The sequence below is a fragment of the Pseudomonas sp. CFBP13528 genome (genome assembly GCF_005233615.1).
In the GTDB taxonomy this organism is placed as follows: Bacteria; Pseudomonadota; Gammaproteobacteria; order Pseudomonadales; family Pseudomonadaceae; genus Aquipseudomonas; species Aquipseudomonas fluorescens_AM.
In genome coordinates this window covers 49,116-66,242 of record NZ_QGAJ01000013.1, presented here as the reverse complement: position 1 = coordinate 66,242, position 17,127 = coordinate 49,116, and the positions used below count along the sequence as shown (strand labels likewise).

The following is a 17,127-nucleotide window of genomic DNA, read 5'->3' as shown; positions in this document are numbered from 1 at the left end:
TACCAGCTTCATAATGGGCGCCAGTCAGCAAATAGTTTGATGGCAGGTTCTACAAGGCTTCAATGAAAAATTCATTTGGTTTCACTTGGTATCTGGCGGGGCTGAGCATGCTCGGTTATCTCGCCATGGACATGTATTTGCCGGCGTTTGGCGCCATGGGCGAGCAGTTGCAGATTGGCGCCGGGGCCGTGGGCGCCAGCTTGAGCATTTTCCTTGCCGGTTTTGCGCTCGGGCAGCTGCTGTGGGGGCCATTGTCCGACCGGCTCGGGCGCAAGCCGGTCCTGCTCATGGGGTTGAGCCTGTTTGTGCTGGGGTGCCTGGGCATGTTCTGGGTGCAGACCGCGCCGCAGCTTTGGGCATTGCGCTTTATGCAGGCGATCGGCGTGTGCTCTGCGGCGGTGAGTTGGCAGGCCCTGGTGATCGATCGCTACCCGGCGGACAAGGCTCACCGCGTGTTCGCCAGCATCATGCCGCTGATGTCGCTGTCGCCGGCGTTGGCGCCGTTGTTGGGCGCGATGGTGTTGAATCATTTTGGCTGGCAGGCGATTTTTGGCGTGTTGCTGGGGGTGTCGCTGCTCCTGCTGTTGCCGACGGTGTTCCTGCGCAGCGCGCCGAAGCGTCAGACGCACCAACCCGTGCGCCTGGGCTATGCACAGCTGTTCACTTCACGGGTATTTACTGGCAACGTCATGATATTTGCCGCCTGCTCCGCCAGTTTCTTTGCCTGGCTGACCGCTTCGCCGTTCATCCTCGGTGGCATGGGCTACAGCCCGAGTGACATCGGCCTCAGTTACGTGGTGCCGACCCTGGCCTTTCTTGTCGGCGGCTACAGTTGCCGCAGCGCCTTGCAGCACTTGCCGGGCAAGACCTTGCTTCCGTGGTTGCTTGCTTTCTATTGCCTGAGCATGGTGGCGTTGTACCTGGTTGCAACCCTGACAGTGCCGACCCTCACCACCTTGCTGATTCCGTTCTGCCTGATGGCGCTGTGCAACGGGGCCAGCTACCCGATCGTGGTGGCGAATGCGCTGATGCCGTTTTCGGAAAACTCCGGCAAGGCGGCGGCACTGCAAAACACTCTGCAACTGGGCCTTTGCTTCCTGGCCAGCTTGTTGGTGTCGTCAATGATCGAGCAACCGTTGTTGATCACGGTGATGGTGATGCTGGCGACCGCGCCGTTGGCGGTGTTGGGTTACTGGTTGGCGCGGCCGAAGGCGCAGTGCTCTGAGCTGGCAACTGATCTGAAGTGACAATGCGGTCGAAAATGTGGGAGGGGGCTTGCCCCCGATAGCAGTGGATCAGCCAGCACATTTGGCGCTGATATAGCGCAATCGGGGGCAAGCCCCCTCCCACATTTGGATTGAGTTTCTTCAGCTAGAACGTCACTTCCATGTTCAGCGTCGGCGTTGATGTACGGCTGCCCCGACCGCCGTCCACGCCGAACTTGTTATGCCAGTATTCATAGCCCACGCCGAGGTACAGGTTCGGCTTGACGCTCTTGCCCGGCCGCACCGCCACCATCAATGCGGTGCGCATCAGGGCTTCCGGCGCGGTATCGCGGCCATGATAGTCCTCGCCTTTCTCCCCCACGTAATTGATGAATCCCTGGAATTTAGCCGCATGGCTGGCGATCTCGAACGGGCGCATCCAGGTCAGGTTGAGCATGTAGGTGTCGTCGAAGGTGTGGTTCGATTCCCTGGCGCCGGGAATCCCGGTGTGGTTCTTTTCCTTGTAGTACATCAGGCTCAGGTCCAGCACACCGACGGTGTCCCACTTCAACGTAGGGCCGATGACCAGAGCACGTTTTTTCGCGCTGGCGAAGTTGTTGTTGCGGTTCGCATCGAAGCCCAGTGTCAGTGCGTAATCCTTGATCAGCCCGGTACCCTGCGGCATAGCCAATACCCGTGAAGCGTAGAGCTGATGGCGGTACACCGCGTACACCTCGCTGCCACCGCGGTCGGTGCCCTTGCGTGGGTCCTTGCTGTCGGACAGGAACACATCGAGATTCAGAAAATTGCTGCCGTATCGGTAGCCGCTGGCGTGGGTGAAGCTGTAGATGCGCTTGCTGAAGTCGTCGGGGTTGTTCGGGTTGGTGAAGTGTTGGCCGTAGCGAAAACCTACGCTGTTGTTCATCCATTCCACTGCGACAGCCTCCCCGCCGCCGAAGAGGGTCAATGCGACGGTTGCGCCCTGCAATGCCTTTTTCATTCTGTTGGGTCCTTTGGCGTTCTGGCTCGTGACGGCCGGATTGTTTTTGTAACGCCGCGGCAGGGTATCTTGTCTGACTGATTGTATACAACTCTATGGACATACAGTCTTAACATTGCATACAGTGAGCGCACAACAAAAACAGAGATCCCCTCACCATGACTATCCCGAAGGCGTCACCGCAGCGGCCCGAAGATGAGAATCTGGGCGTCGCCGCCAACATGGCTTACGGCCTGCAGCATGTGCTCACCATGTATGGCGGCATCGTTGCCGTACCGTTGATCGTCGGCCAGGCGGCCGGGTTGTCGCCAGCGGATATCGGCCTGTTGATCGCCGCGTCGTTGTTTGCCGGTGGCTTGGCCACGTTGCTGCAAACCCTTGGCCTGCCATTCTTCGGGTGCCAGTTGCCGCTGGTGCAGGGCGTGTCGTTCGCCGGTGTGGCGACCATGGTGGCGATCGTCGGCAGCGACGGGGCAGGGGGCGTGCCGGCGATTCTCGGCGCGGTGATGGCCGCATCGTTCATCGGTTTGTTGATCACCCCGGTGTTCTCGCGCATTACCCAGTTTTTCCCGCCGCTGGTGACCGGTATCGTAATCACCACCATCGGCCTGACCCTGATGCCCGTGGCGGCGCGCTGGGCCATGGGCGGTAATAGCCGCGCGGCGGACTTCGGCAGCATGTCGAATATCGGCCTGGCTGCACTGACGCTGGTGCTGGTGTTGCTGCTGAGCAAAATCGGCAGCGCAGCCATCTCGCGCCTGTCGATTCTGCTGGCGATGGTAATCGGCACGGTAATCGCGGTGTTCCTGGGCATGGCCGACTTCTCCGGCGTGACCCAGGGGCCCATGTTCGGCTTTCCCACGCCGTTCCATTTCGGCATGCCGACCTTTCATGTGGCAGCGATCATTTCCATGTGCATCGTGGTGATGGTCACCCTGGTGGAAACCTCGGCGGACATTCTGGCGGTGGGTGAGATCATCGACACCAAGGTCGACTCCAAACGCCTCGGCAACGGCCTGCGCGCCGACATGCTGTCGAGCATGTTCGCGCCGATCTTCGGTTCATTCACGCAGAGTGCGTTCGCCCAGAACGTCGGCCTGGTGGCGGTTACCGGGGTGAAGAGCCGTTTTGTGGTGGCAACCGGCGGGGTGTTCCTGGTGGTGCTTGGCCTGCTGCCGTTCATGGGCCGGGTGATTGCCGCCGTGCCTACCTCGGTGCTCGGCGGCGCCGGCATTGTGTTGTTCGGCACGGTGGCGGCCAGCGGTATTCGCACCTTGTCCAAGGTGGATTACCGCAACAACATGAACCTGATCATCGTCGCCACGAGTATCGGTTTCGGCATGATTCCCATCGCCGCGCCCAGCTTCTACGACCAATTTCCCAACTGGTTCGCGACCATTTTCCATTCGGGCATCAGTTCGTCGGCGATCATGGCGATCTTGCTCAACCTGACGTTCAACCACTTCACCGCCGGTAACTCTGACCAGCAGTCGGTATTCGTGGCGGGGACGGAGCGCAGTTTGTGCTTTCGCGACGTGGCGGCGTTGCGCGATGGCGATTACTACCGGGGTGGCAAACTGTTCGATGCCGAGGGCAAGGAGATTCCACTGGTGGCGGATATGCCGAAGAGAACAGTGAAGGCTGAAACCAGCAAGGTCTAAATGTGGGAGGGGGCTTGCCCCCTCCCACATTGGAAATCAACTGGCTTTGAGTGCTGCGTGCCGTACTGAACATACTTCATCCAAGAACTTCACCACGGTCCCCATGCACGCCTGGCGTTCTTCTACGTGGGGCATGTGGCTGGAGTCTTCGAACAGCGCCCAGCGCACGTCCGGGATTTCGTCCAGGAAAGGCTTGACCACCAACGGCGTGGCCTCGTCGTGCCGACCGGAGATCACCAGGGTCGGCACGTTGATCGCAGGCAAGCGACCGATCACGTTCCAGTCCTTCAAGCTGCCGATCACATGGAACTCCGTCGGGCCGCTCATGGCGTGGTACACCGTCGGGTCGGCATCGACCTGGGCGAAGGTGCGTGCGACTTCTTCCGGCCACGGGTTGACCCGGCACACATGCTGGTCGTAGAAGATCCGCGAGGCGGCCTGGTATTCCGGGTCCTGGTAGGTTCCGGCGGCTTCATGCTTGAGCAAGGTTTCATGCACACCTTCGGGCAACAGCTTGCGCAGTCGATTGGCCTCGCTGACCCAGGTGCGCATGCACGTCGGTGAGTTGGCCGGGATAAAGGCACGCAGGCCCTTGGGCTGCAGAATCGCATGTTCGCTGCCGAGCATGCCGCCCCAGGATTGCCCGAGGATCGCGTAGTTGTCGCTGATGTGCAGGTGGTCGAGCAGGTTGTTCAACTCATTGAGGAACAGGTCGACGGTCCAGAACGATGCCGGTTTTTCCGGCAGATGCGTTGAGCGACCGTTGCCCAGCTGGTCGTAGTGAATCACCGCGTGGCCGCTGGCGGCAACGTCCTTGAACGCGTCGACGTAATCGTGGGTGCAGCCGGGGCCGCCATGGATGATCACCAGCGGTGTGCGGCCTGTGGCCAGCTCACCGGTGATGCGATACCACGTCTGATAGGCGCCGAAGGGGGCGTAGCCTTCGCGGACTTTATCGATGAATTCCATTTCGTACCCTGCTCTGAAAAAAGGATCAGGGCTACGATAGTCTGCACGCGACGTTTAGGTAACTAGCAAAACAGCTAGGTTTTGCGTAAGGGTCAATCGTCCAGCAACCGATAGTGCGTGGCGCGCACCACCGCCTGCACGCGGTTCTTGGCGCCCAATTTGTGCATGGCCGACGCCAGGTGCAGGGTCACTACCGCCAGCGAGCGGGTCAATTGCGTGGCGATCTCGGCCGCGGTCAAGCCCTCGGCCGCCCATTTGAGGCACTCGCGCTCGCGTTTGGTCAGATGGATATGCGGGTAGGTGCGCAACGCTTTGTTGAACAAAGGATAAGCCGCCTCCTGTAACGCGTGGCCGATCACGCTGAAGTCCGACAAGGTGTGCTGCGCATCTTTCAATACCGTGCTCGCCTTGCCGGTGCGCAGCCCGGTCAATGAGGCGAAGCCACCGCGGGGCAGGTGGATCGGCACGCTGACGCCGCAGGTCAACTGTTGTTCGTGCAGGTAGGAACAAACGGGTGCATGGCAGGGGTCGATGATCGTTTGCAGTGCAGTCTCGGCTTTTGCCTCATACGACCAGACAAACGGCGATACGCTGCGCAAGGCCAGGTGTTGCACCGGATCAATCTGGTAGAACCCTTCGCTGCACCACAAGGCGTGCCAGTCGGTCGGTGTGTTGCGCAGTTGCAGCACCGAGGGCGTGATCAGCGCACCATTGAGGTCGATGGGCACCGGCGTGTAGTCGTACACCAGCGCATCGAAGCCCAGTTGTTGGGCGAGGATAAACGTGTTGTCTATCTGCTCGTCCAGGCTCCTGCCCGGCATCAGACGACTATTGAAGGCAGTTAGCCTGGCCAGCATCCGTTCTGCTCCCGAATTCATTTGAATCTCGACTTGCTGCAAGTAGAATGCCACGCCCCGGCGAAGGACTGCCAGGCCAAACCTATAAGAAACGCTAGGTTATGGACGCGCGGCATCCTCGGTAGTGTTGACGTGACAAACGGCCACTACCTGCCAGGCCGATACAACACAAGGAATGTATGCATGTGGCGTGAAATTGCCCCCGACCAGCAGTACAACGTGCAAGTCGACGGCCATAATCTCGTGGTCTACAGCTTTGGCGAAGGCGATGAGGTGCTGCTGTGCCTCAACGGCGGGCCGGGCCTGCCGTGTGACTATTTGCGCGACGCCCATGGCTGGCTCAAAGAGCATAACCTGCGAGTGGTTGCATTCGACCAGCTTGGCACGGGCGCATCAGCCAGACCGAACGACGTTTCCCTGTGGGAAATCCGCCGTTATGTCGAAGAAGTCGAGACCGTGCGCCAGGCACTGGGCCTGGGCCCGGTGCATCTGCTCGGGCATTCCTGGGGCGGTTGGCTGGGCATCGAGTACGCCATCCATTACCCCGATGCGCTGAAAAGCCTGATTCTGGAAAACACGGTTGGCGATATTCCCCACCTGTCACGGGAACTTGAACGCCTGCGCGGCGCCCTTGGCAGCGAAACCGTGGCCATGATGCAGCGCCATGAAGCCACGGGCACGCTCGATCACCCGCAATATCAAGCCGCCATCACCTTGCTCAACTATCGCCACGTCTGCCGGCTGGACGAATGGCCGGAGCCGGTCAAACGCTCCCTCGGCGATTGGAACATGGGGCCTTACGAAACCATGCAAGGTCCAAACGAATTCCTCTATATCGGCAACCTCAAGGACTGGAACCGCATTCCTGAAATGGCCACGTTCAAGATGCCGATATTGATCACCACCGGCCAGCACGACGAACTCACGCCGGCCTGTGCCATGCGCATGAAGATGGCGGCCCGGCACGCCGAACTGCATGTATTTCCCAACAGCAGCCATATGCCGTTCTACGAAGAACCCCAGGCGTACTTTCCGGTGCTGCTGGACTTTCTCGCCCGTCACCGAGGCTGACGAATGAACCTGGCGCGTTATCGCTTCGTACTGTCCCGGCCCCTGCAATTGTTGCCGGTGCTGGTGGGCATCAGCCTGATCACCTTTGTGCTGGTGCGCTCGATCCCGGGCGATCCGGCGCGCGCGCTGCTGGGTTCGCGCAGCACGCCGGACGCGTTGCTGAAAATCCGCGCCCAGTACGGCCTCGATGAGCCGTTGTGGCTGCAATATTTCTACTTCCTGAAGAACCTGCTCAAGGGCGACCTCGGCCAATCGCTGCTGTACAAGGTCGACGCCCTCAAGCTGATCGTCACGCGCATTGAACCGACGCTGGTGCTCGTGCTCGGCAGTGTGTTGCTGGCGCTGTTGATCGCGGTACCCCTGGCGACACTGGCGGCGCGCAATAAAGGCGGCTGGCCTGACAACCTGATCCGTATATTCACCACGGTCGGCCTGGGCATGCCGGCGTTCTGGCTGGGCCTGATGCTGATCCTGTTGCTGAGCGTGCAGTGGGGCCTGTTTCCGGTGTCCGGTTACGGTCGCACCTGGCTGGACAAGGCCCACCATATGGTCCTGCCGTGTCTGACCATTGCCCTGGCGCTGTCGGCAGTGCTGGTGCGTAATTTGCGCGCGAGCATGTTGGTGGAACTGCAGGCTGATCATGTCACCGCTGCACGGGCGCGGGGGCTGTCGGAAGCCGCCGTGTTCCGCCGCCATGTCGTGCCCAACTCGCTGGTGCCGGCCGTCAACCTGCTGGCTGTGAATATCGGCTGGCTGATCAGCGGCACGGTGGTCATCGAAAGTCTGTTCGCCATTCCCGGCATCGGCCAGTTGCTGGTACGCGGTATTTTTACCCGCGACTACATGGTGGTACAGGGCGTGGCGATGGTGCTGGCGTGCGCGACGGTGGTGGTCAACTTCATCGCCGACGTGGTCACGGTGGCGCTCGACCCACGGGTGAAAATGCAATGAATAGCCGCCCATTGATAGCGCCCTGGCGTCTGCGCCTGGGTTTTCGCAACGGCCGGCTGACCGCTGCGTGGGGCCTGCTGATACTGCTCACGTGGTTGATCCTGGCGCTGTTCGCGCCGTGGATCGCGCCCTACGACCCGATTGCGCAGAACACCGATATGAGCCTGCTGGCGCCCGGCGCTGCGCACCTGTTCGGTACCGATAACTACGGCCGCGATGTGCTGTCGCGGGTGATCTGGGGCGCGCGCATCGACCTGCAACTGGCGATTGTCGGGGTGATTTTTCCGTTCATGATCGGCACCTTCATCGGCGCGGTCTCCGGTTATATCGGCGGGCGCCTGGACAGTGTGTGCATGCGCGTGATCGACGTGGTCCTGGCGTTCCCGTTTCTGGTGTTGATGCTGGCGATCATGGCCATTCTCGGGCCTGGACTGCAGAGCTTTTACATCGCCATGGCGCTGGTGGGCTGGGTGTCGTATGCGCGGTTGATCCGTTCACAGATCCTGGTGCTCAAGGAGAGCGACTTTGCCCTGGCCGCCAAGAGCCTGGGGTTTGGTCATGGGCGCATTCTGTTCCGGCATTTGCTGCCCAATGCGCTGTTTGGCTCGATCGTGTTTTCCATGTCCGACGCGGTGCTGGTGCTGCTCAACGGCGCTGCGGTGAGCTACCTGGGCCTGGGCGTGCAGCCACCGACCGCCGAATGGGGCACGATGGTCGCCGAGGGCCAGGCCTTTATCACCACCGCCTGGTGGATTTGCACCTTTCCGGGCGTGGCCATCGTGACCCTGGCCATGGGCTTCAGCCTGCTGGCCGATGGTGTGGCGCACGTCCTGGGGGATCGCTCATGAGCCTGCTGCAAGTGCGCGATCTCAGCGTGATTGCCGATAACGCCGGGCACGCGCTGACCCTGGTCGACCGCGTGTCCTTTGACCTGGCCGAGGGCGAAATCCTGGGGTTGGTCGGTGAAAGCGGTTCGGGCAAGACCCTGGCGTGTCGCGGCCTGATGCGCCTGTTGCCATCGCCCAGCCTGCGCGTGCACGGCGGCACGGTACACCTGGCCGGCCAGGACCTGTTGCGCCTGGATGAAGCCGGCATGCGCGCCGTGCGTGGCGGGCAGTTGGGCATGATCTTCCAGAACCCCAGCAGTCACCTGGACCCGTTGATGCGTATCGGCGAGCAGATCGCCGAGGGCATCCGCCTGCATCAAGACGCCTCGAAAAAAGACGCGCGCCTGCAAGCCATCGACGTGCTGCGCCAAGTGGGTATTCCCGACCCGCAAGCCCGTGTCGACAACTATCCCCATGAGTTTTCCGGCGGCATGCGCCAGCGCGCGATGATTGCAGTAGCCCTGGGATGCAACCCGAAGGTGCTGATCGCCGACGAACCCACCACGGCCCTGGATGTGACGGTGCAGGCGCAAATCCTGCGCTTGTTGCTCGACCTTCGCGACAGGCGTGGCCTGTCGATCATCATGATCACCCACGACCTCGGCGTGGTGGCGCAAAGCTGCGACTCCATCGCGGTGATGTACGCCGGGCGCTTGTGCGAACACGCCAGCAAATACGAACTGCTGGCCCAGCCACGGCATCCGTACACTGCCGGCCTGATCGATTGTCAGCCGGCCCACAGCAGCGGCCATGCGTTGTTGCGCACCATCCCTGGCCAGCCGCCGCTGCTCGACGCATTGCCTGACGGTTGCCGCTTCAACCCCCGTTGCCCGCAGGTCGGCGCCCTGTGTACCGAACTGTTGCCGGAAGGCGCACGGGTTGCCTGTCACTATCCCTTGGGAGGGCGCCCATGAGCCTGTTGCAGATCAAGGACCTGGAGGTCCGCTTTACCGCATCCGGCAGTGGCCTGTTCGGGTTGAGCAAGCAGTGGGTGAGGGCGGTGAACGGGGTGTCGCTGAATCTGGCCGCCGGTGAAACCCTCGGGCTGGTGGGCGAGTCCGGCAGCGGTAAAAGCACGCTGGGCCGGGCGATTTTGCACCTCAACCCGATCAGCGCCGGGCAGGTGCTGTTTGAGGGTGTCGACCTGGCTCAGGGCAGTGCTATCGATATTGCACGGTTGCGCCGGGAAACCGCGATGATCTTCCAGGACCCCTATGCCGCCCTGAACCCGCGTCACACCGTCGGCGAGACCCTTGCCGAAGTGTTGCGGGTGCAGCGCAAGGTCGCGCCGCACAACATCCGCGCCCGTGTCGATGAACTGCTTGAGCTGGTTGGCCTGCGCCCTGAACTGGCCTCGCGCAAACCCGGCTCCCTCAGTGGCGGCCAGTGCCAGCGCGTGGGGATCGCCCGGGCGCTGGCGGTGGAGCCGCGCCTGATCATCGCCGACGAATGCGTGGCGGCGCTGGACGTGTCGATCCAGGGCCAGATCATCAATCTGCTGCTGGAACTGCAACAGCGCATGAACCTGGCGATCCTGTTTATCGCCCATGACCTGGCCATCGTGCGTCGCCTGTGCGACCGCGTGGCGGTGATGTACCTGGGCAAGATCGTCGAGGAGGGGCCGGTGGAAGCGGTGTTCACTGCCCCGCGCCATCCTTATACGGCGGCGTTGATCGAGGCAATTCCGCAGATTGACCCCCATCATCCGTTGCCTGCGCAGCCGTTGCCCGGCGAACCACCAAGCCCGCTGAATTTGCCCACAGGTTGCGCGTTTCACCCGCGTTGCCGCTATGCCCAGGCCAGGTGTTCCGTGGTGTTGCCGCCCACCCATTCACTGCATGAGCATCGGTACAGTTGCGTGCTTGAACACCCTTTGACCCTTCCTGCCCATCATGAACAAGGAGTTATGACATGCAATCGCGCCATCTGAAATTGCTCGCCGCCGCCACGCTGACCGCCTGGTCCCTCACTGCCGGCCTGGCCCAGGCTGCCGGTGTACTGACCATCGGTTGCCGTGAAGACAGCACCACCTTTGACCCGATCAAAAGCGCGCAGAACCGCGATACCTGGGTTTTTGCCAACGTCTACGACACCCTGGTGCGGGTGGATAACCTGGGCACCAAAATGCAACCGGGCCTGGCGCAAAGCTGGGAGATTTCCAAGGACGGCCTGACCTACACCTTCAAGTTGCGCGACGCGAAGTTCTCCGACGGCTCGCCGATCACCGCTGGCGACGCGGCGTTCAGCCTGTTGCGCATCCGTGATAACAAGGCATCGCTGTGGAGCGACCCGTTCAGCCTGATCGACACCGCCAAGGCCAGCGATGCGAAAACGCTGGTGGTTACCCTGAAAACGCCGGCGGTAGCGTTTCTCTCGCAATTGGCGTCGCCAACGGTGTCGATCCTGTCGGAAAAAGCCATGACGACAATGGGCGAAGACGCCTACTCGGAAAACCCGGTGACCTCCGGCGCCTTCACCGTGGACGAGTGGCGCAAGGGCGACCGTGTGATCCTGAAGAAGAACCCGAACTTCTGGCAGGCCAGCAACGTCAGCCTGGACGGTGTGGAGTGGGTGTCGGTCACCGACGACAACACACGCATGCGCATGGTGCAGAACAACGAGCTGGACACGGCGATCTTCGTACCCTTCTCCCGCGTTGAGGAGCTGAAAAAAGACCCGAACGTGGTGATCCATGCCGACCCGTCCACCCGCGAAGACCACCTGCTGATCAACCACGCTCACGGCCTGCTGGCCAAGCCAGAGGTGCGTGAAGCGCTGGACATGGCCATCGACAAACAATCGCTGGTGAAGACCGCCACTTACGGTCAAGGCACCGTGGCCTATTCCTACATCCCGAAAGGCTCGCTTTATCACTACGCCAATAACCTGCAGCGCCCATACGACCCGACTGCCGCCAAGAAGCTGCTGGAGCAGGCCGGCGCCAAGGACTTGAAGCTCAACTACGTGGTCAACGCCGGCAATGAAGCGGACGAACAGATTGCGGTGATCATCAAGGATCAACTGGCCAAGGTCGGCGTCACCGCCAACCTGCAAAAGGTCGACCCGACCCAGAGCTGGCAGATGCTGGTGGACGGTGAGTACGATATTTCGGTGATGTACTGGACCAACGACATCCTCGACCCGGACCAGAAGACCACCTTCGTGCTGGGCCACGACACCAACCAGAACTACATGACCCGTTACCAGAACGACAAGGTCAAGGCACTGGTGGCGCAAGCGCGCATCGAGGCCGACCCGGCCAAGCGTGAGCAGATGTACGTGGAATTGCAGAAACTGGCGAAACAGGATGTGAACTGGATCGATCTGTATTACAGCCCGTACATCAATATCTCACGCAAGAATGTGAGCAACTTCCTGCAGAACCCGCTGGGCCGCTTCACGCTCGAGGAAGTGGTGAAAAACTAAGGTCTACAGAACACCGCAATACAAAATGTGGGAGGGGGCAAGCCCCCTCCCACATTTGATCCAGGTCTTGTCAGGGGTTACTGCGCGTCAAATGCCTGCCCATTGATGCCCGCACTGTCCGGCCCCATCAGGTACAGGTACACCGGCATGATTTCTTCCGGCGCCGGTCTTTCCATCGGGTTTTCCCCTGGGTAGGCCTGGGCCCGCATGCTGGTGCGCGTACCGCCCGGGTTGATGCTGTTGGCGCGCACGGCGGCTACGTCTTCCAGTTCGTCGGCCAGGGTTTGCATCAAGCCTTCAGTGGCAAACTTCGACACACCATAAGCGCCCCAATACGCCCGGCCCCTGCGCCCGACGCTGCTGGAGGTGAACACCACCGACGCATCCCGGGACAGCTTGAGCAACGGCAGCAAGGTGCTGGTCAGCATGAACATCGCGTTGACGTTGACGTGCATCACCCGCATGAAGTTCTCGCCGGACAATTGCTCGATAGGTGTGCGCGGTCCGATGATCGAGGCGTTGTGCAGCAGGCCGTCGAGGTGGCCGAATGCCTTTTCGATCATCGCTGCCAACTCATCGTATTGATGGGGCAGGGCGGTCTCCAGGTTGAACGGGATCACCACCGGTTGCGGCTGGCCGGCGGCTTCGATCTCGTCATACACCTGGGCCAGGTTGGCTTCGGTCTTGCCCAGCAGCAGCACGGTGGCGCCGTGGGCGGCGTAGGTTTTCGCCGCGGCCGCGCCGATTCCGCGACCGGCGCCGGTGACCAGGATGACCCGGCCTTTGAGCAGTTCTGGAGGGGCAGAATAATCAAACATAAATAACCTCAAATTCGAAAATGCCGAAGATCCCCTGTGGGAGGGGGCTTGCCCCCGATAGCGGTGGATCAGTCAACAAATGCAGTGACTGACACACTGCAATCGGGGGCAAGCCCCCTCCCACATTGGATCTTCATCGATCAGTTAAATCAGCAACTGCACACCGCGTTATCCAGCACCTTGCGCAGTTCCAGCGGGTGATCCACCACCACATCCGCCCCCCAGTGACGAGGGTTGTCGTCCGGGTGGATGTAGCCGTAGGTGACCGCCGCCGTGCGCGTACCGGCATCGCGACCGGATTCGATATCACGCAGGTCATCACCGACGAACAACACGCTGGCCGGGTCGAGGTCGAGCATCTTGCACGCCAGGATCATCGGCTCCGGGTCCGGCTTGCTGTTCTTCACGTGGTCCGGGCAGATCAGCACGGCCGAGCGTTCGGCCAGGCCCAATTGCTGCATGATCGGCTCGGCAAAGCGCAGCGGCTTGTTGGTGACCACGCCCCAGATCAGCTTGGCTTTCTCGATGTCTTCCAGCAGTTCGGCCATACCGTCGAACAATTTGCTGTGCACCGCGCAATCCTTGAGGTAGCGCTCGAGGAACTCCTGGCGCAACGCTTCGAAACCTGGCGACTCCGGGTCCATCGAGAAGGTCACGGCGACCATCGCTTTCGCGCCACCGGAGATTTCATCGCGGATGTGCTGGTCGTTGACCGGCGGCAGGCCACGGTCGGCGCGCATGGCCTGGCAGATGGCGATAAAGTCCGGCGCGGTGTCCAGCAGGGTACCGTCCATGTCGAAGAGAACCGCTCGCAACTTCACAGGCTTACTCCTCGCGCAGGGTCTGGATCATGTAGTTGACGTCAACGTCGTTGGCCAGCTTGTAGTGCTTGGTCAGCGGGTTGTAGGTCAGGCCGATGATGTCCTTGACGGTCAGCCCGGCCTGGCGGCTCCACGCGCCCAGCTCGGACGGACGGATGAATTTCTTGAAGTCATGGGTGCCGCGTGGCAGCAGCTTCATGATGTATTCGGCGCCGATAATCGCGAACAGATAAGCCTTGGGGTTGCGGTTGATGGTGGAGAAGAACACCTGGCCGCCAGGCTTGACCATACGAAAGCAGGCGCGGATCACCGAGGACGGGTCCGGCACATGTTCGAGCATTTCAAGGCACGTGACCACATCGAACTGCTCGGGCATTTCCTCGGCCAGGGCTTCGGCGGTGATCTGGCGGTATTCCACGCTTACGCCGGATTCCAGCTGGTGCAGCTGGGCCACGGCCAGCGGTGCTTCACCCATGTCGATACCCATGACGGTGGCGCCGCGCTGGGCCATGGCTTCACTGAGGATGCCACCGCCGCAACCGACGTCCAGCACCTTTTTGCCGGCCAGGTTGACGCGTTCGTCAATCCAGTTGACCCGCAGTGGGTTGATGTCGTGCAGCGGCTTGAACTCGCTCTCACGGTCCCACCAGCGGTGGGCCAGGGCTTCGAATTTGGCGATTTCGGCGTGGTCGACGTTGCTCATGGTGAATCCTCTGAATCTGATAAATCGGTTTATTCGCTGTGCCCGCTGATGCGTTGGCCCCAGGCAATGGCCGTGGCGGTCAACTGTGCTTCATCCATGCGGGTCAATCGTCGGTCGTCGAGCAACTGCTTGCCGGCGACCCAAAGGTGTTTCACGCAGTCGCGACCGGTAGCATAGATAAGCTGTGAGACCGGATCGTAGATCGGTTGTTGCGCCAGCCCCGAAAGGTCGAAGGCGACGATATCTGCGGCCTTGCCAACTTCCAGCGAACCGATCTGGCTGTCCAGGCCCATGGCCCGCGCGCCATTGAGGGTTGCCATGCGCAACGCGCGATGGGCATCCAGCGCGGTGGCCGAACCGGCGACGGCCTTGGCCAGCATGGCGGCCGTGCGGGTTTCGCCCAACAGGTCGAGGTCGTTGTTGCTGGCGGCGCCATCAGTGCCTATAGCCACATTGACGCCAGCCTGCCACAGGCGTTCAACCGGGCAGAAGCCGCTGGCCAGTTTCAGGTTCGATTCCGGGCAATGGATGACACTGGTGTTGCTTTCTACCAGCAAAGCCAGGTCATCCTCGCTGATTTGGGTCATATGAACGGCCTGGAAGCGCGGGCCCAGCAAGCCAAGGCGACCCAGACGGGCCAGTGGCCGCTCGCCAGTCTGTTCCACGGCTTGCTGCACTTCGAAGGCGGTTTCGTGCACGTGCATATGGATCGCAGCGTCCAGCTCTTCAGCGATGATCCGGATCTTTTCCAGGTTGTCATCGTTGACCGTATAAGGCGCGTGGGGGCCGAAGGTGATCTTGATGCGTGGATGATGCTTGAGGTCGCCGAACAGCTCGATGCCCTGGCGAATCGCCTCGTCGGCGTTGCTGGCGCCCGGGATCGGGAAGTCCAGGATCGGAATGGCGATCTGCGCCCGCATGCCGCTGTTGTGCACGCAATCGCTGGCGACCTTGGGGTAGAAATACATATCGGAGAAGCAGGTGATGCCGCTCTTGAGCTGCTCGGCGATGGCCAGGTCAGTGCCATCGCGCACGAAGGCTTCATCGACCCACTTGGCTTCTGCGGGCCAAATGTGTTTTTCCAGCCAGGTCATCAACGGCAGGTCATCGGCCAGGCCGCGAAACAGGCTCATCGCCGCATGTCCGTGGGCGTTGATCAGGCCCGGGCTGAGCAGCATGCCCGGCAGTTCGCGCACTTCGCTCGCCTCAAGCTTCAATGCCGCCGCCCGCGGCCCGATAAACACGATGCAGCCGTCGCGGATACCCAGGCCGTGCTCCTTGAGCACTACGCCAGCGGGTTCGACGGGTACCAGCCAGGTCGGCAGCAGTAATAAGTCGAGCGGGGCGGCAGTGGGCGTCATCGCAGGCTTCTTCCTGGGCAGCTATAAAAGAAGGGCGAAGTATACCCGAGCGTCCCGGCTGGCGGATCGCTATAATCGGCGGCTTTTGTTCATGAGTACGGGGTAAGGGATGCGCGACCGACTGTTGGCTGCGGAGAAGGTGAAGGCCATCGAGTGGCGTGATGGCGTGCTGCACCTGCTCGATCAGCGTGCGTTGCCGGCCCGGGAAAGCTGGGTGGCGTGCTCGACCGTCGACGAGGTGGCCGCCGCCATTCGCGCGAGGGTGGTGCGCGGCGCGTCAGCCATCGGGATCAGTGCGGCCTACGGCCTGGTGCTGGCTGCCCGCCAGCGCATTGCCGAAGGCGACGACTGGCAGGCGGCATGGGAAGAAGACTACGCATTGCTGGCCGATACCCGTCCCACCGCATCCAACCTGTTCTGGGCATTGAAGTGCATGCGCGACCGCCTCGACCGTCTCAGGCAGCACGCCGACCCGTTGGCGGTGCTGGAAGCCGAAGCCCTTGCGATTCATGAAAGCGACCGCGAAGCCAATGTGGTCATGGCCCAATTGGGCCTTGAGCGAATACGCAAGCACCAGGGCAATGCCCAGGCGATCCTGACCCATGGCAACGCCGGCGCTTTGGCCACCGGCGGTGTCGGCACGGCGCTCGGGGTGATTCACGCGGCGTTCCTGGAAGGCCTGGTCGAGCAGGTGTATGCCAATGAAACCCGTCCGTGGCTGCAAGGCTCGCGATTGACCGCGTGGGAACTGGCCGGCGCCGGCATTCCGGTCACGGTAAATGCCGACTCCGCCGGAGCGCATATCCTCAAGACCAAAGGCGTCACCTGGGTGGTGGTCGGCGCGGACTGCATCGCGGCCAATGGCGATGTGATCAGCACGATCGGTACCTATCAACTGGCCGTTTGCGCCATGCACCATGGCGTACGCTTCATGGTGGTGGCGCCGAGTTCGACCCTCGATCTGATGATGGCTACCGGCGATGATGTGGCCCTGGAAGAGCGTGATGTCGGTGAGTTGCTGGAGGTCAATGGCCAGCGGTTGGAGGCGCAGGCCTTTAATCCGGTGTTCGATGTAACGCCGGCTGATCTGATTGATGTGATCGTGACTGAAAAAGGCGTTGTGGAGCGGCCGGATACCGCCAAGCTGGCCAGGTTGATGTGCCGTAAGCGGCTGCATTGAGGGCTGTGGTGTCTGTGAAATAGCTATCGGGGGCAAGCCCCCTCCCACACTTGAATGGTGAACACGGTCAACATGTGGGAGGGGGCTTGCCCCCGATTGGCCCTCAAAGTCAATAAAAGTCCCGGATCCAGCCTCAAAAAACAGCACCACCCCACCTCTGAGCCCCTCTCGTCCCCCTCAAGCCTGTCATTCATCAAATTACTAGCCTCCATGCGCA

The 17,127-nt window shown here is 61.4% G+C and carries 16 protein-coding genes; 9 read left to right on the top strand and 7 right to left on the bottom strand.

Annotated features, from left to right (window positions below; translation table 11 throughout):
• Nucleotides 1-62: 62 nt before the first annotated feature.
• Nucleotides 63-1,247 (top strand): purine nucleoside transporter PunC, encoded by a 1,185-nt coding sequence (punC, locus tag PspCFBP13528_RS20750; RefSeq protein WP_137201409.1) that lies wholly within the window; start codon nt 63-65, stop codon nt 1,245-1,247.
• 124 nt (nt 1,248-1,371) lie between these two features.
• On the opposite strand, the gene PspCFBP13528_RS20745 is transcribed toward punC, so the two are convergent.
• On the bottom strand, nt 1,372-2,205 hold the full coding sequence (locus PspCFBP13528_RS20745; RefSeq protein WP_137201408.1) for a nucleoside-binding protein: 834 nt from the start codon (nt 2,203-2,205) through the stop codon (nt 1,372-1,374).
• A 158-nt stretch (nt 2,206-2,363) separates the two neighbouring features.
• On the opposite strand from PspCFBP13528_RS20745, the gene PspCFBP13528_RS20740 reads away from it, so the two are divergent.
• On the top strand, nt 2,364-3,866 hold the full coding sequence (locus PspCFBP13528_RS20740; protein WP_065950310.1) for a nucleobase:cation symporter-2 family protein: 1,503 nt from the start codon (nt 2,364-2,366) through the stop codon (nt 3,864-3,866).
• A gap of 36 nt (nt 3,867-3,902) precedes the next feature.
• Here the strand turns inward: PspCFBP13528_RS20740 and PspCFBP13528_RS20735 are convergent, their stop codons facing one another.
• A complete protein-coding gene (locus PspCFBP13528_RS20735; RefSeq protein ID WP_065950311.1) occupies nt 3,903-4,835 on the bottom strand; it encodes a proline iminopeptidase-family hydrolase in 933 nt (310 codons plus the stop codon).
• Nucleotides 4,836-4,927: 92 nt separating this feature from the next.
• Complete coding sequence (locus PspCFBP13528_RS20730) at nt 4,928-5,692, bottom strand: LuxR family transcriptional regulator (RefSeq protein ID WP_065950312.1); 765 nt, start codon at nt 5,690-5,692, stop codon at nt 4,928-4,930.
• A 183-nt stretch (nt 5,693-5,875) separates the two neighbouring features.
• Between PspCFBP13528_RS20730 and PspCFBP13528_RS20725 the strand changes: the two genes are divergently transcribed.
• The 6 genes from PspCFBP13528_RS20725 to PspCFBP13528_RS20700 are packed head-to-tail and all read left to right on the top strand — an operon-like array spanning nt 5,876 to nt 12,027.
• A complete protein-coding gene (locus PspCFBP13528_RS20725) occupies nt 5,876-6,763 on the top strand; it encodes a proline iminopeptidase-family hydrolase (protein ID WP_137201407.1) in 888 nt (295 codons plus the stop codon).
• 3 nt (nt 6,764-6,766) lie between these two features.
• Entirely contained in the window at nt 6,767-7,714 is a 948-nt protein-coding gene (locus PspCFBP13528_RS20720) for an ABC transporter permease (RefSeq protein WP_065950314.1), read from the top strand.
• On the top strand, nt 7,711-8,562 hold the full coding sequence (locus PspCFBP13528_RS20715; protein WP_137201406.1) for an ABC transporter permease: 852 nt from the start codon (nt 7,711-7,713) through the stop codon (nt 8,560-8,562). Before PspCFBP13528_RS20720 ends, PspCFBP13528_RS20715 begins: the two co-directional genes overlap by 4 nt.
• The gene (locus PspCFBP13528_RS20710) at nt 8,559-9,515 is read left to right on the top strand and encodes an ABC transporter ATP-binding protein (protein WP_137201405.1); all 957 of its coding nucleotides are present in this window, start codon (nt 8,559-8,561) and stop codon (nt 9,513-9,515) included. Before PspCFBP13528_RS20715 ends, PspCFBP13528_RS20710 begins: the two co-directional genes overlap by 4 nt.
• Nucleotides 9,512-10,531 (top strand): ABC transporter ATP-binding protein, encoded by a 1,020-nt coding sequence (locus PspCFBP13528_RS20705; protein WP_137201404.1) that lies wholly within the window; start codon nt 9,512-9,514, stop codon nt 10,529-10,531. Before PspCFBP13528_RS20710 ends, PspCFBP13528_RS20705 begins: the two co-directional genes overlap by 4 nt.
• Nucleotides 10,513-12,027, top strand: a complete 1,515-nt coding sequence (locus PspCFBP13528_RS20700; protein ID WP_101219049.1) for an ABC transporter substrate-binding protein — start codon at nt 10,513-10,515, stop codon at nt 12,025-12,027. The genes PspCFBP13528_RS20705 and PspCFBP13528_RS20700 overlap by 19 nt, the downstream gene beginning before the upstream one ends.
• 77 nt (nt 12,028-12,104) lie before the next feature.
• On the opposite strand, the gene PspCFBP13528_RS20695 is transcribed toward PspCFBP13528_RS20700, so the two are convergent.
• The 4 genes from PspCFBP13528_RS20695 to PspCFBP13528_RS20680 form a co-directional block, all read right to left on the bottom strand.
• Nucleotides 12,105-12,845 carry a YciK family oxidoreductase gene (locus tag PspCFBP13528_RS20695; RefSeq protein WP_137201403.1) on the bottom strand — a complete coding sequence of 247 codons (741 nt, stop codon included), beginning with the start codon at nt 12,843-12,845 and terminating at the stop codon, nt 12,105-12,107.
• A gap of 149 nt (nt 12,846-12,994) precedes the next feature.
• Nucleotides 12,995-13,666 carry an N-acetylmuramic acid 6-phosphate phosphatase MupP gene (gene mupP, locus PspCFBP13528_RS20690; RefSeq protein ID WP_065950320.1) on the bottom strand — a complete coding sequence of 224 codons (672 nt, stop codon included), beginning with the start codon at nt 13,664-13,666 and terminating at the stop codon, nt 12,995-12,997.
• 4 nt (nt 13,667-13,670) lie between these two features.
• Complete coding sequence (ubiG, locus tag PspCFBP13528_RS20685; RefSeq protein WP_003189760.1) at nt 13,671-14,369, bottom strand: bifunctional 2-polyprenyl-6-hydroxyphenol methylase/3-demethylubiquinol 3-O-methyltransferase UbiG; 699 nt, start codon at nt 14,367-14,369, stop codon at nt 13,671-13,673.
• Between the two features lie 29 nt (nt 14,370-14,398).
• Entirely contained in the window at nt 14,399-15,730 is a 1,332-nt protein-coding gene (locus PspCFBP13528_RS20680) for a TRZ/ATZ family hydrolase (protein WP_137201402.1), read from the bottom strand.
• Between the two features lie 109 nt (nt 15,731-15,839).
• Between PspCFBP13528_RS20680 and mtnA the strand changes: the two genes are divergently transcribed.
• Complete coding sequence (mtnA, locus tag PspCFBP13528_RS20675; RefSeq protein ID WP_137201401.1) at nt 15,840-16,910, top strand: S-methyl-5-thioribose-1-phosphate isomerase; 1,071 nt, start codon at nt 15,840-15,842, stop codon at nt 16,908-16,910.
• Nucleotides 16,911-17,127 lie beyond the last annotated feature (217 nt).

Coding starts and splice junctions, on each gene's coding strand:
- PspCFBP13528_RS20715 (WP_137201406.1), top strand. CDS start 7,711: ATGAATAGCCGCCCATTGATAGCGCCCTGGCGTCTGCGCCTGGGTTTT.
- ubiG (WP_003189760.1), bottom strand. CDS start 14,369: ATGAGCAACGTCGACCACGCCGAAATCGCCAAATTCGAAGCCCTGGCC.
- PspCFBP13528_RS20710 (WP_137201405.1), top strand. CDS start 8,559: ATGAGCCTGCTGCAAGTGCGCGATCTCAGCGTGATTGCCGATAACGCC.
- PspCFBP13528_RS20725 (WP_137201407.1), top strand. CDS start 5,876: ATGTGGCGTGAAATTGCCCCCGACCAGCAGTACAACGTGCAAGTCGAC.
- PspCFBP13528_RS20695 (WP_137201403.1), bottom strand. CDS start 12,845: ATGTTTGATTATTCTGCCCCTCCAGAACTGCTCAAAGGCCGGGTCATC.
- PspCFBP13528_RS20700 (WP_101219049.1), top strand. CDS start 10,513: ATGCAATCGCGCCATCTGAAATTGCTCGCCGCCGCCACGCTGACCGCC.
- PspCFBP13528_RS20720 (WP_065950314.1), top strand. CDS start 6,767: ATGAACCTGGCGCGTTATCGCTTCGTACTGTCCCGGCCCCTGCAATTG.
- mtnA (WP_137201401.1), top strand. CDS start 15,840: ATGCGCGACCGACTGTTGGCTGCGGAGAAGGTGAAGGCCATCGAGTGG.
- PspCFBP13528_RS20740 (WP_065950310.1), top strand. CDS start 2,364: ATGACTATCCCGAAGGCGTCACCGCAGCGGCCCGAAGATGAGAATCTG.
- PspCFBP13528_RS20735 (WP_065950311.1), bottom strand. CDS start 4,835: ATGGAATTCATCGATAAAGTCCGCGAAGGCTACGCCCCCTTCGGCGCC.
- PspCFBP13528_RS20705 (WP_137201404.1), top strand. CDS start 9,512: ATGAGCCTGTTGCAGATCAAGGACCTGGAGGTCCGCTTTACCGCATCC.
- PspCFBP13528_RS20745 (WP_137201408.1), bottom strand. CDS start 2,205: ATGAAAAAGGCATTGCAGGGCGCAACCGTCGCATTGACCCTCTTCGGC.
- punC (WP_137201409.1), top strand. CDS start 63: ATGAAAAATTCATTTGGTTTCACTTGGTATCTGGCGGGGCTGAGCATG.
- PspCFBP13528_RS20680 (WP_137201402.1), bottom strand. CDS start 15,730: ATGACGCCCACTGCCGCCCCGCTCGACTTATTACTGCTGCCGACCTGG.
- PspCFBP13528_RS20730 (WP_065950312.1), bottom strand. CDS start 5,692: ATGCTGGCCAGGCTAACTGCCTTCAATAGTCGTCTGATGCCGGGCAGG.